The sequence below is a fragment of the Paenirhodobacter sp. genome (assembly GCF_050177655.1).
GTDB lineage: Bacteria > Pseudomonadota > Alphaproteobacteria > Rhodobacterales > Rhodobacteraceae > Rhodobacter.
In genome coordinates this window covers 1-11,728 of sequence record NZ_JBFXGV010000050.1, presented here as the reverse complement: position 1 = coordinate 11,728, position 11,728 = coordinate 1, and the positions used below count along the sequence as shown (strand labels likewise).

At 68.3% G+C, this 11,728-nt stretch carries 12 protein-coding genes and 1 pseudogene; 9 read left to right on the top strand and 4 right to left on the bottom strand.

Annotated features, from left to right (window positions below; translation table 11 throughout):
- The first annotated feature begins 68 nt into the window (after positions 1-68).
- From guaD to AB7U46_RS14895, 7 genes are all read left to right on the top strand, one after another.
- Positions 69-1,355, top strand: a complete 1,287-nt coding sequence (gene guaD / locus AB7U46_RS14925; RefSeq protein WP_428337775.1) for a guanine deaminase — start codon at positions 69-71, stop codon at positions 1,353-1,355.
- A 100-nt stretch (positions 1,356-1,455) separates the two neighbouring features.
- Entirely contained in the window at positions 1,456-2,736 is a 1,281-nt protein-coding gene (locus AB7U46_RS14920; RefSeq protein WP_428337774.1) for a solute carrier family 23 protein, read from the top strand.
- 97 nt (positions 2,737-2,833) lie between these two features.
- Entirely contained in the window at positions 2,834-3,649 is an 816-nt protein-coding gene (locus AB7U46_RS14915; RefSeq protein ID WP_428337773.1) for a TIGR00282 family metallophosphoesterase, read from the top strand.
- A 131-nt stretch (positions 3,650-3,780) separates the two neighbouring features.
- Entirely contained in the window at positions 3,781-5,565 is a 1,785-nt protein-coding gene (locus AB7U46_RS14910; RefSeq protein WP_428337772.1) for an SLC13 family permease, read from the top strand.
- Positions 5,566-5,568: 3 nt separating this feature from the next.
- Positions 5,569-5,943 carry a hypothetical protein gene (locus tag AB7U46_RS14905; protein WP_428337771.1) on the top strand — a complete coding sequence of 125 codons (375 nt, stop codon included), beginning with the start codon at positions 5,569-5,571 and terminating at the stop codon, positions 5,941-5,943.
- Between the two features lie 73 nt (positions 5,944-6,016).
- Positions 6,017-6,757, top strand: coding sequence for a YebC/PmpR family DNA-binding transcriptional regulator (locus tag AB7U46_RS14900; RefSeq protein ID WP_428337770.1), 741 nt, complete (start codon positions 6,017-6,019; stop codon positions 6,755-6,757).
- 129 nt (positions 6,758-6,886) lie between these two features.
- Positions 6,887-7,060, top strand: coding sequence for a hypothetical protein (locus AB7U46_RS14895; RefSeq protein WP_428337769.1), 174 nt, complete (start codon positions 6,887-6,889; stop codon positions 7,058-7,060).
- Here the strand turns inward: AB7U46_RS14895 and AB7U46_RS14890 are convergent, their stop codons facing one another.
- Entirely contained in the window at positions 7,061-7,912 is an 852-nt protein-coding gene (locus AB7U46_RS14890) for a LysR family transcriptional regulator ArgP (protein WP_428337768.1), read from the bottom strand. It lies immediately after the preceding gene.
- A gap of 82 nt (positions 7,913-7,994) precedes the next feature.
- Between AB7U46_RS14890 and AB7U46_RS14885 the strand changes: the two genes are divergently transcribed.
- On the top strand, positions 7,995-8,612 hold the full coding sequence (locus tag AB7U46_RS14885; RefSeq protein ID WP_428337767.1) for a LysE/ArgO family amino acid transporter: 618 nt from the start codon (positions 7,995-7,997) through the stop codon (positions 8,610-8,612).
- A gap of 52 nt (positions 8,613-8,664) precedes the next feature.
- Positions 8,665-9,585: a DMT family transporter gene (locus AB7U46_RS14880; RefSeq protein WP_428337766.1), complete on the top strand. Its 921-nt coding sequence runs from the start codon at positions 8,665-8,667 to the stop codon at positions 9,583-9,585.
- A gap of 78 nt (positions 9,586-9,663) precedes the next feature.
- Here the strand turns inward: AB7U46_RS14880 and choV are convergent, their stop codons facing one another.
- The 3 genes and pseudogenes from choV to AB7U46_RS14865 form a co-directional block, all read right to left on the bottom strand.
- Positions 9,664-10,689, bottom strand: coding sequence for a choline ABC transporter ATP-binding protein (gene choV / locus AB7U46_RS14875; RefSeq protein WP_428337765.1), 1,026 nt, complete (start codon positions 10,687-10,689; stop codon positions 9,664-9,666).
- The gene (gene choW / locus AB7U46_RS14870; protein WP_428337764.1) at positions 10,686-11,522 is read right to left on the bottom strand and encodes a choline ABC transporter permease subunit; all 837 of its coding nucleotides are present in this window, start codon (positions 11,520-11,522) and stop codon (positions 10,686-10,688) included. The genes choV and choW overlap by 4 nt, the downstream gene beginning before the upstream one ends.
- 68 nt (positions 11,523-11,590) lie before the next feature.
- Positions 11,591-11,728: pseudogene (locus tag AB7U46_RS14865) on the bottom strand (glycine/betaine ABC transporter substrate-binding protein); the annotation flags it as partial.

Genomic DNA, 11,728 nt, shown 5'->3' with positions numbered 1-11,728 from the left:
CCGCCGCGGGCGCCCGATTGCCCTTGCCCGGGTGCCGGCCTAGCATGGCGCCAAACGGAGGGCGCGCGATGGTCGAACTGCTGCTGGGTCAGGTGATCCGCTTCGAGGGCGAGGTGATGGAGGAGGGGCCGGGCGCGGTGCGCCATGAGCCCGCCGGCGCCGTCGCGCTCGAGGGCGGGCGCATCCTCGCGACCGGCCCCGCCGCCGATCTGATCGCCACCTACCCGCAGGCGCGCCGCACCGATCTCGGCCGCGCGCTCTTGCTGCCCGGCTTCATCGACGCCCATGTCCACTACCCGCAGACGCCGATGATCGCGAGCTGGGGCAAGCGGCTGATCGACTGGCTCAACAGCTACACTTTCCCGACCGAAAGCGCCTTCGGCGACCCCGCCCATGCCAGCAAGATCGCGGAAAGCTATCTCGACCTCGCGATCGCGCATGGCACCACCTCGATGTGCTCCTATTGCACGATCCATCCCGCCTCGGTCGACGCCTTCTTCACCGGGGCCGAGGCGCGGGGGATGCGCGCGCTCGCCGGCAAGACCTGCATGGACCGCGACACCGCCCCCACCTTCCTGCGCGACACCGCGCAGGCGGCCTATGACGAGAGCAAGGCGCTGCTCGGCCGCTGGCACGGGCGCGGGCGGCTTTCCTACGTCATCACCCCGCGCTTCTCGCCGACCTCGACGCCGGAACAACTCCGCGCGCTCGGCGCGCTCTGGGCGGAACACCCCGATTGCCTGATGCAGACCCATCTGAGCGAACAGGTCGATGAGATCGCCTGGGTGAAATCGCTCTATCCGCAGGCGCGCGACTATCTCGACACTTACGAGGCTTACGGCCTGCTCGGCCCGAATGGCGTCTACGGCCATGCGATCCATCTCGAGCCGCGCGAGATCGTGCGGCTGCGCGACGTCGGCGCCGCGATCGCCCATTGCCCGACCTCGAACACTTTCATCGGCTCGGGGCTTTTCGACATGGCCGGCATCGCCGCGGCGGGGATCCGCGTGGGCCTCGCCACCGACACCGGCGGCGGGTCGAGCTTTTCGATGCTGCGCACCATGGCCGCGGCCTATGAGATCGCGCAGCTGCGCCACCACCCGCTCCACCCGGCGAAGCTGATCTGGCTCGCCACCCAGGGCGCGGCGCGCACCCTGCGCATCGACCACGCGGTGGGCAACCTCGCCCCGGGGATGGAGGCGGACCTCGTCGCGCTCGATCTCGCCTCGACGCCGGTGATCGCGCAGCGCGCGGCCCGCGCCGAAAGCCTCTGGGAAGAGCTCTTCCCCACGATCATGATGGGCGACGATCGTGCCGTTTCCGGCGTCTGGGTGGGCGGCAAACGCCTGAAATGAGGGCGTTTCGCGCCACCCACCCCCCGCGTCGCCGCGTCGCTCTGGCGACTCTGCGCGCGATGACCTAAGGCAGGGCGATCAACCGACCTGCGAGGAAACCATGTCCTATTTCCCGAAATGGCGCCCGGCGACGGGTGCCGTGGTGATGCCTGACGAGCGGCTGCCGGCCACGACCTCGCTCGCGATGGGGGTGCAGCACCTGCTCGCGATGTCCGGCTCGACGATCGTCGCGCCGATCCTGATGGGCTTCGATCCGAATGTCGCGGTGTTCTTCTCCGGCATCGGCACGCTTCTCTTCTTCATCGTCACCGCCGGCCGGGTGCCAAGCTACCTCGGCTCCTCCTTCGCCTTCATCGCGGTGGTGCTCGCCGTCACCGGCCAGCCCGGCGCGACGATCGGCCATGCACTCGGCGGCATCGTGATCTGCGGCGCGATCTACGCGCTGATCGGCCTTCTGGTGATGGCGATCGGCGTGGGTTGGGTCGAGAAGCTGATGCCCCCCGTCGTTACCGGTACGATCGGCATGTCGATCGGGCTCAACCTCGCGCCGGTCGCGGTGAACCAGCTCAACGCCTTCGGTAATCCGACCGCCGGGCATCTGACGATCGCGCTTCTGACCGTGCTCTTCATGGCGCTGATCTCGAGCTACGGGCCGCGCGCCACCCGCCGCGTCTCGGTGCTGCTGGCGCTGGCGCTTGGCTACCTGCTCGTGCTCCTGCTCGGCAACGGTCTCGGCCTCGTGCCGGGGATCGAATTCGCCAAGGTGGGCGAGGCCGCCTGGTTCGGCCTGCCGAAATTCGTCGCGCCCGAGTTCCACTGGTCCGCGGTGACCCTGATCGCCCCGGTCGCGATCGTGCTCGTTGCCGAAAACCTCGGCCATATCAAGGCGCTGGGCGCGATCACCGGGCAGAACATGGATGGCTATATCGGCCGCGGTTTCCTCGCCGACGGGCTTGCCACCGTGGTCGCCGGTTCGGGCGGCGGCACGGGTGTGACCACCTATGCCGAGAACATCGGCGTGATGGCGATGACCAAGGTCTATTCGACCCTTGTCTTCGTGATCGCCGCCTGCGTCGCGATCCTGCTTGGCCTTTCGCCGAAATTCGGCGCGCTTTTGCAGACGATCCCGGCGCCGGTGCTCGCCGGTCTCTCGGTCTCGGTCTTCGGGCTGATCGCCTCGGCGATGGCGCGGATCTGGATCGAGGCGAAGGTCGATTTCGCCGATCCGCGCAACCTCTTCACCGCGGGTGTGGCGCTGATCTTCGGCGCGGGCGACTTCACGCTGCGCATCGGCGATTTCGCGCTGGGCGGCATCGGCACCTCGACGCTTGCCGCGCTGGTGCTCTATCAGCTGCTCGGGCTTGGCCGGAAGGCGGGCTGAGCGCAAACCGCTCCCGGAACCCCCATTTGAGGGGTTTCGGGGCCGAATCCGGGCAAAAATCATTGCCCTTTCGCGCCTGCGGCCCTATGGGAGGCGCATGAAAATACTCTTTCTGGGCGATGTGATGGGGCGCGGGGGACGGGCGGCGATTGCCGAACGCCTGCCGAAACTGCGCGAAGACTGGGGCCTCGATTTCGTCGTGGTGAACGGCGAGAACGCCTCGGGCGGCATGGGCCTCACCGGCGATCACGCGAAACTCATTCTGGCGGCGGGCGCCGATGTCGTCACGCTCGGCGATCACGCCTTCGACCAGAAGGACATGCTGCGCTTCATCGAAAGCGAGCCGCGGGTGATCCGCCCGCTCAACTACGCCAAGGACGCCCCGGGCAAGGGCGCGCGGCTCTTCGAGGACCGCCGCGGCCGCAAGGTGCTCGTCACCCAGGTGCTGGGTCAGGTCTTCATGAAACGCGCCTTCGACGATCCGTTCTCGGCGATGGACGCGGTGCTGCGCACCCACCCGCTCGGCGGTCTCGCGCAGGCGATCGTGGTCGACGTGCATTGCGAGGCGACCTCGGAAAAGATGGCGATGGGTCATTTCTGCGACGGCCGCGCCAGCCTCGTCGTCGGCACCCATACCCATGTGCCCACCGGCGACGCGATGATCCTGACCGGCGGCACCGCCTATCTGAGCGACGCCGGCATGTGCGGCGACTACAATTCGGTGATCGGCATGGACAAGGCCGAGCCGATGCGCCGCTTCGTCACCGGCATGGCACGCGAGAAATTCGCCCCCGCGATGGGCGAGGCGACGCTCTCGGGCGTCTATATCGAGACCGAGGATCGCACCGGCCGCGCCACCCGCGTGGTGCCGGTGCGCGTCGGAGGGCGGTTGCTGCCCTCCGCCCCGGTGTGATCGGAGCGCTGCCCGGGAATGCGGCAAATCCCTGCAGGGGCGGCATTTTTACGCCAAGGCCACGGTTGGGCGCTTGTCAGGCGCCGGGCCGCGGGTAGTATCGCGACAAGAAACAGGTTCAGGGGCGGCAGGTGATCGATCTCGGGCTCTCTCAGGCCGCTCAGGCCTATGTCACTCTCGCCATCGTCCTGATCATGTTCGTGCTTTTCATGCGCGAGACCTTCGCGACCGAAGTGGTCGCGATCGGCGGCGCGGCGCTGGTTCTGCTCCTCGGCATCGTCTCCTACAAGGACGCGACCGCGGTGCTCTCGAATTCGGCGCCCTGGACGATCGTGATGATGTTCCTCCTGATGGGCGGGCTCGTGCGCACCGGCGCGCTCGACTGGCTCACCCGCCAGGCCGAGCGCCATATCGACGACCGTCCGGTGATCGCGGTGATCGCGATCTTCGCCGCGATCGCCGCCGCCTCGGCCTTCCTCAACAACACCCCCGTCGTCGTGCTGATGATGCCGGTGATGATGACGCTCGCGCGCCGGCTCAAGATCTCGCCCTCGAAACTGCTGATCCCGCTCAGCTATGCCGCGATTCTCGGCGGCACCGTCACGCTGATCGGCACCTCGACCAACCTGCTCGTCGACGGCGTCGCCCGCGACAAGGGCATGACCCCCTTCACCATGTTCGAGATTTCCGGCTTCGGCCTCGTGCAGGTGATGATCGGCGGGCTTTACATGGCGCTGATCGGGCGGCGCATCCTGCCCGATCGCACCTCGATGGGCGCGCTTCTGGGCGACCGCCGCCGGCTGAAGTTCTTCACCGAGGTGGCGCTGCCCGAGGGCTCGGGCCTGATCGGCCATCCGGTGCTCGAGGTCGACCTCTTCAAGCGCGAGGGGATGCGGGTGATCGACGTGTTGCGCGGCGATGCCTCGCTGCGCCGCGACCTGCCGAACGCCGTGCTCGCCGCCGGTGACCGCGTCGTCCTGCGCACCGAGATGGCCGAGCTGATGAGCCTGCAGCAGAATTCCGACCTGCGCATGGTCGACAAGCTGTCCTCGGTGCAGACCGAGACCGTCGAGGTGCTGATCTCGCCCGGCTGCCGGATGATCGGCCGCAGCCTGGGCGAGCTGCGCCTGCGCCGCCGCTATGGCGTCTATGTGCTCGCCGCGCATCGCCGCAACCAGAACATCGGCCGCCAGCTCGACGATCTCGTCGTCGTGGTGGGCGACACGCTGCTTCTCGAAGGCGCGCCCGAGGACATCGCGCGCCTCGCCGCCGACATGGACCTCGTCGATGTCTCGAAGCCGACGGCGCGCGCCTTCCGGCGCAACCGCGTCTGGATCGCGGTCGGCGCGATGGCCGCGGTGGTGGTGCTCTCGGCCTTCGACGTGGCGCCGATCCTGATGCTTTCGATGCTCGCCGTCGCGGTGATCCTGCTTGCCCGCGCGGTCGACCCGGACGAGGCCTTCTCCTTCGTCGAGGGGCGTCTGCTCGCGCTGATCTTCGCGATGCTCGTCGTCGGTGTCGCGCTCGACAATTCCGGCGCGGTGCAGATCATCGTCGATCTCGTTTCACCGCATCTGCAGGGGCTGCCGCCGCATCTGACGCTGCTCGCGGTCTATGCGCTCGGCTCCTTCCTGACCGAGGTCGTCTCGAACAACGCCGTCGCCGTGATCCTGACCCCGATCGCGATCCAGCTCGGCCATTCGCTCGGCCTCGATCCGCGCCCGCTGGTCGTCGCGGTGATGTTCTCCGCCTCCGCCTCCTTCGCGACGCCGATCGGCTATCAGACCAATACGCTGGTCTATGGCCCTGGCGGTTACCGTTTCTCCGACTATCTGAAGGTGGGTGCGCCGCTCAACGTGATCCTCGCGCTCACCGCCACCTTCATCATTCCCTTCTTCTGGCCGCTTCAGGGGTAATCCATGCGCCTCCTCCTTTCCGCCCTCGCGCCGCTCGCGTTGCTTTCCGCCTGCATGGCGCCCGCCGCGCCCGGCAATCCCGACCGGGTGAGCCTGCATGGCGACACGCTCGCCGTGCATCTTTACGGCGGCGAAAGCTGCACCGCCGATATCAAGGCCGCGCCCTCGGGGCGGCTTGCCGGCTGCGCCGGCCCGCTCGACTACGCGGTCGAGGTGAAGCACCCGACCTGGGTCAAGGGCGCCGAGCAGATCCTCGAACCCTATGCCACGATCACGCTGACCCGTCCCTCCGACGGGCGGCGCTGGGTCTGGCAGACGCCGCAGCCTCCGGGGGTCGGCCGTGACGGTATCTCGGGCGGCGGCGTGAAGCTCAACTGAGCCGCCCGGCTTGCCCTGCGCCCGGCCTCTGGCTATAGAGGCCGGGATTTCAAGGATTCCGACGGAGACGGGCATGGCAGGCCATTCCAAATGGGCGAACATCCAGCACCGCAAGGGCAAGCAGGATGCGATCCGCTCGAAGATGTTCTCGAAACTGGCGAAGGAAATCACCGTCGCCGCGAAGATGGGTGACCCGGACCCGGACAAGAACCCGCGTCTGCGTCTCGCCGTGAAGGCGGCGAAGGCCCAGTCGATGCCGAAGGACGTGATCGACCGCGCGATCAAGAAGTCGCAGATGGGCGACGCGGCCGACTACACCGAGATCCGCTACGAGGGCTACGGCCCGAACGGCATCGCGATCATCGTCGAGGCGCTGACCGACAACCTCAACCGCACCGCCTCGAACGTGCGCAGCTATTTCACCAAGGCGGGCGGCAACCTCGGCCAGACCGGCTCGGTCAGCCACGGGTTCGACCGTCTGGGCGAGATTTCCTATCCCGCCGATGTGGCCGATGCCGACACGGTGATGATGGCCGCGCTCGAGGCCGGGGCCGATGACGTCGAAAGCGACGAAGAGGGCCACTGGATCTATTGCCAGGTCGAGAACCTCGGCGAAGTCGCGGACGCGCTGGAAAAGGCGCTTGGCGAATCGACCGAGGCGAAGCTGATCTGGAAGCCGCAGGTCTCGACCGAGGTCGACCTCGAGACCGCGCAGAAGCTGATGAAGCTGATCGACACGCTCGAGGAAGACGACGACGTGCAGACGGTGACGCATAACTTCGACGTCCCCGAGGACGTGGCCGCGCAGCTCTGAGCGCGCGCGCAGAAGGAACGACCGGCCCGGCGGCAGCGTCGGGCCGTGAGTATTTCTGCCAAGAAAAAAACCCATTGCTTTTTCTTGGTTCAAATACTCGAATCCCACAGTCAGGGCCGGGAGGCACGCATGGACTATTCGAAATCGGGCGGGGCGAAGATCGGCAAGAACGCGCCGCCGCATGCCGAGCACAACGCCAAGGGCTCGCGCAAGAACCCCTTCGGCGGCAAGGACGACAAATCGGCGCTGCTCGCGCGGATGAAGGCGGCGGCCGCGAAGAAGGACGCCGAACCGCAGGGCTGATCAGACCTGCAGCAAGACCCGCCGCGCGGCCTCGCGGATCGCCTTCGTCAGCGGTGCGAGGGGCGTGCGCAGCCGCCGCGCGCTTTGCCAGTAAAGCGGCACTTCGAGCGGCTCGGGGCGGAGCGGCATCAGCCGCCCGGCCATGATCGCCGCGCGGGCGAGGGGTTCTGGGTTCATCCCCCAGCCAAGGCCCAGCTCGGCCGCCGTGACGAAGGCGGTCGAGGAGGCGATCCGATGCGCCCGCAGCGCCGGGCTTTGCCCGGTGACCTGCCGCACCCAATCCGATTGCAACGCATCCTTCGCGTCGAAGACGAGCGCGGGCGCGGCGGCGAGCGCCTCGGCGGTGACGCCGCCCGCGAAATGCTGCCTGATAAAACCGGGCGACGCGGTGGCGAGATAGCGCAGCGAGCCAAGCCGCACCACGTCGCAGCCGGGCACCGCGCGCGCGGTCGCGGTCACCGCGCCCACCACCTCGCCGCGCCGCAGTCCCTCCGCCGAAAACGCCTGATCGTCGATCACCAGATCGAAAAGCCGGTCGGGCACGGCCGCCAGCGCCCAGGTCGCGAGGCTGTCGGCATTGACCGCGATGCGCAGCACCGGCGGCGCCTCGGGCGCGGTGATCCCGGCCTCGAGCAGTGCGACCTCCTCGAGGTGACGCGCGAGCCGCAGCCCCTCCGCCGTGCCGGTGCAGGGCGCGCCGCGGATCACCAGCACCGCGCCGATCCGCTCCTCGAGCGCCTTCACCCGCTGCGACACCGCGGACGGCGTCACGCGCAGCCGCGCCGCCGCCGCCTCGAAGGAGCCGGTGGTGAGCACGGCGGCAAGCGCCTCGAGCGCGGCATAGTCGAACATTAGCCAGCCTTAATTTGGATTATGCAAATTAAATAGCACTTCCGAGCCGCCCGGGCTAGTCAGGCGCCACCCGGAGGTTCAAATGTCCCCATCCCTCACCGCCGCGCTCGCAGGTTTCAAACTCGGCCTTGGCCTCATCGTCGCGATCGGGGCGCAGAACGCCTTCGTGCTGCGCCAGGGGATCCGGCGCGAGCATGTCTTCGCCGTGGCGCTTTTCTGCGCGCTCTCCGATGCGGTGCTGATCGCGCTTGGCGTCTCGGGCATGGGGGCGCTCGCGCGGCTCGCGCCCTGGGCGGGCGAAGTGCTGCGCTGGGGCGGTGTCGCTTTCCTCAGCTGGTATGCGGCGCGCGCCGCGCGCGCGGCCTGGCGCGGCGGCGAAGCGCTCGCGGCGGGGCAGGGCGCGGCGGTGAGCCTGCGCGCGGTGATGGCCACCGTCGCGGCGCTGACCTGGGCGAACCCGCATGTCTGGCTCGATACCGTCGTGCTGCTCGGCGCGGTCTCGGCGCAGTTCCCGGGCGCGGGGCTCGCCTTCGGCGTGGGCGCGGCCACGGCCTCCTTCGCCTTCTTCTTCGCGCTGGCCTATGGCGCAAGGCTGCTCGCGCCGCTTTTCGCGCGGCCGGGCGCCTGGCGCCTCCTCGACGCGCTGGTCGCCCTGATCATGGCCTCGGTCGCCGCGCGGCTCGCGCTCGGCGCGGTGTAACCCTTACAACTCCGCCCTTGCGGCGGCGCGGCGCTGCGGCGACAAGAGGGGCATGCGCGCGAAAACCCCGATCCCCGTCGAAGGCCTGGATCGCCCCGTTCAGGGCGTGCTCTGGATGCTTGCGATGACGCTGAGCTTCACCGCGGTGAACGTGATCGTGCATTGGCTCGGCTCCGATCTGCCGGCGGCGCAGACCTCCTTCATCCGCTTCCTCTGGGGCTGGATCTTCGTCGCCCCGGCGCTCTGGAAGATCACGCAGAGCCGGTTCGCGCCGCGGATCTGGGCGCTTTTCGGGCTGCGCGGGGTGCTGCAGGGGATCGCGGTGCTGATGTGGTTCTTCGCGATGGCGCGGATCCCGATCGCCGATGTGACCGCGATCGGCTATCTCAACCCGATCGTGGTGACGATCGGCGGTGCGCTGCTTCTGGGCGAGGGCTTCGCCTGGCGGCGCGGCCTTGCGATCGGGATCGCGGTGATCGGCGCGCTGGTGATCCTGCGCCCCGGCGTGCGCGAGATCATGCCCGGCCATGTCGCCCAGCTCGGCGCGGCGCTTTTCTTCGGCATTTCCTATCTGGTGATGAAGCGGCTTTCCGGCCTTGCTCCGGCAAGCGTGATCGTCGCGATGATGACCGTCGTCGTCACCCTTTTCCTTGCGCCCTTCGCCTGGCTCGTCTGGAAGCCGATGACGCTTTCGGAAAACCTCTGGCTCGCGGCGACCGCGCTTTTCGCCACGCTCGGCCATTACTGCATGACCCGCGCCTTCGCCTGCGCGCCGCTGACGGTGACCCAGCCGGTGGTGTTCTTGCAGCTGGTCTGGGCCTCGACCGCGGGCTTCCTGCTTTTTGGCGAGGCGGTCGATCCCTGGGTCATCCTCGGCGGCGCGATGATCATCGGCGCGATCAGCTACATGACCTGGCGCGAGGCGCAGATCAAACGCCGCGCCACGCCGGCACCGGTCGAGACAAAGGTCTAGGGCCTCCGGCGGGGATATTTCCGCTCTGTAGAAGGGCGTTTCTATAGAGGAAAAATATCCCCGCCGGAGGCTCCGCGCTCAGCCACCCGCGGCGTGGCGGGGGTCGATGAGCTTTGCGATCACGCCCTCGCGGGTGATCCGGCGCCCGCCCGTCAGTACGACGGAAGGCTGGGCGCAGAGCAGCTCCATCACCTCTTTCACCGGCATCTCGGGGTCGATCTGCGGGCCGAGCGCCTCACCGGGTTCGGCCAGATCGGCGGCGGTGAGCACGCCGAGCGGGTTCATGTGGGCGACGAAATCGGCGACGTAATCGTCGACCGGATTGGCGATGATCTCGCGCGCGGTGCCGAGCTGGACGATGCGGCCGCCCTCCATCAGCGCGATCCGGTTGCCGAGCTTGAAGGCCTCGTCGAGGTCGTGGCTGACGAAGATGATCGTGCGCTTCAGCTTCGCCTGCAGGTCGAGGAGCTCGTCCTGCAGCTTCGCGCGAATGAGTGGGTCGAGCGCGGAGAAGGGCTCGTCCATGAGCAGGATCGGCGCCTCGGTCGCGAAGGCGCGGGCGAGGCCGACGCGCTGCTGCATGCCGCCCGACAGCTCGCCCACCTTGCGTTCGGCCCAGTTCGAGAGGCCGACGAGTTCGAGCTGCGCATCGACGCGGGCGCGCCGCTCGGCCGGTTTCATCCCCGCGAGTTCGAGGCCGAGGCCGACGTTCTCGCGCACCGTGCGCCAGGGCAGCAGGCCGAATTGCTGGAACACCATCGCGACCCGGCTGAGCCGCAGCCGGCGCAGCGTGGCGGCATCGGCATGGGTGACCGAGGTGAGCGCGTTGTCGGCGTCGAGGATGCGCACCTCGCCGCGGCAGACCGGGTTCAGCGCGTTCACCGCGCGCAGAAGCGTCGACTTGCCCGAGCCGGAGAGGCCCATCAGCACCAGGATCTCGCCCTCGGCCACGCTCAGCGAGCAGTCATGCACGCCGAGCACCTGGCCGGTCTCGCGCTGGATCTCGGCACGGGAGCGGCCCGCGTCCATCAGCGGCAGGGCGCGGTCGGGGCTGTCCCCGAAGACGATCGAGACCTTGTCGAATTCGACGGCGATACGGCTCATTTGCGGCCCTCCCGGCGCAGCATGCGGTCGAGGATGATCGCCACGATGACGATCACGAAGCCCGATTCGAAGCCGAGCGCGGTGTTGACGGAGTTCAGCGCGCGCACCACCGGCACGCCAAGGCCATTGGCGCCGACGAGGGCGGCGATCACCACCATGCTCAGCGAAAGCATGATCGTCTGGTTCAGCCCGGCCATGATCTGCGGCGTGGCCCAGGGCAGTTCCACCCGCCAGAGCACCTGGCGCGGCGTGGCGCCGAAGGAACGGGCCGCCTCGAGCAGCGATTCGGGGGTGGAGGCGACGCCGAGATGGGTGAGGCGGATCGGCGCCGGCAGCACGAAGATCACCGTCGCGATCAGCCCGGGCACCATGCCGATGCCGAAGAACACGATCGCCGGGATCAGATAGACGAAGGTCGGCAGCGTCTGCATCAGGTCGAGCACCGGCTGCAGCGCCGCGAAAAGGCGCGGGCGATGCGCGGTGGCGATGCCGATCGGCACGCCGACGGCCATGCACACGACGCAGGCCGAAAGCACCAGCGTCAGGCTTTCCATCGTCGCCTTCCAGTAGCCCTGGTTGAGGATGAAGAGGAAGCCCGCGAGCACGAGGAGCGCGGTCTGCCATTTGCGCTGCAGCGCGTAGGTGATCGCGACGAAGACGGCGACGATCACCAGCGGATGCGGCGTTTCGAGCACGAAGAGGATGCCGTCGATCAGCGCCTGCATCGCGGCGGCGAGCGCGTCGAAGAAGCCGCCGGCATTGTCCTTGAGCCAGTCGAAGACGATCTTCGCCGTCTTGCCGACCGGTAGTTTGTTGGCGGTAAGCCAATCCATCGCGTGATCTCCCTTGACCGCGAGTGGAAATTGCCCCTCCGCGAACGGAGGGGCCTGAGGGGGCGGGCTTACTTCAGCGCGGCCTGCACCGCGGCGAGCGCATCGCCGCCGTCCTTCGTCGTCACGCCCTCGAGCCAGGGGGTGACGGTGTCGGGGTTGGCGGTGAGCCATGCCTTCGCGGCCGCCATCGGCTCTTCGCCGTCATC

Coding starts and splice junctions, on each gene's coding strand:
- guaD (WP_428337775.1), top strand. CDS start 69: ATGGTCGAACTGCTGCTGGGTCAGGTGATCCGCTTCGAGGGCGAGGTG.
- AB7U46_RS14920 (WP_428337774.1), top strand. CDS start 1,456: ATGTCCTATTTCCCGAAATGGCGCCCGGCGACGGGTGCCGTGGTGATG.
- AB7U46_RS14915 (WP_428337773.1), top strand. CDS start 2,834: ATGAAAATACTCTTTCTGGGCGATGTGATGGGGCGCGGGGGACGGGCG.
- AB7U46_RS14905 (WP_428337771.1), top strand. CDS start 5,569: ATGCGCCTCCTCCTTTCCGCCCTCGCGCCGCTCGCGTTGCTTTCCGCC.
- AB7U46_RS14900 (WP_428337770.1), top strand. CDS start 6,017: ATGGCAGGCCATTCCAAATGGGCGAACATCCAGCACCGCAAGGGCAAG.
- AB7U46_RS14895 (WP_428337769.1), top strand. CDS start 6,887: ATGGACTATTCGAAATCGGGCGGGGCGAAGATCGGCAAGAACGCGCCG.
- AB7U46_RS14890 (WP_428337768.1), bottom strand. CDS start 7,912: ATGTTCGACTATGCCGCGCTCGAGGCGCTTGCCGCCGTGCTCACCACC.
- AB7U46_RS14885 (WP_428337767.1), top strand. CDS start 7,995: ATGTCCCCATCCCTCACCGCCGCGCTCGCAGGTTTCAAACTCGGCCTT.
- AB7U46_RS14880 (WP_428337766.1), top strand. CDS start 8,665: ATGCGCGCGAAAACCCCGATCCCCGTCGAAGGCCTGGATCGCCCCGTT.
- choV (WP_428337765.1), bottom strand. CDS start 10,689: ATGAGCCGTATCGCCGTCGAATTCGACAAGGTCTCGATCGTCTTCGGG.
- choW (WP_428337764.1), bottom strand. CDS start 11,522: ATGGATTGGCTTACCGCCAACAAACTACCGGTCGGCAAGACGGCGAAG.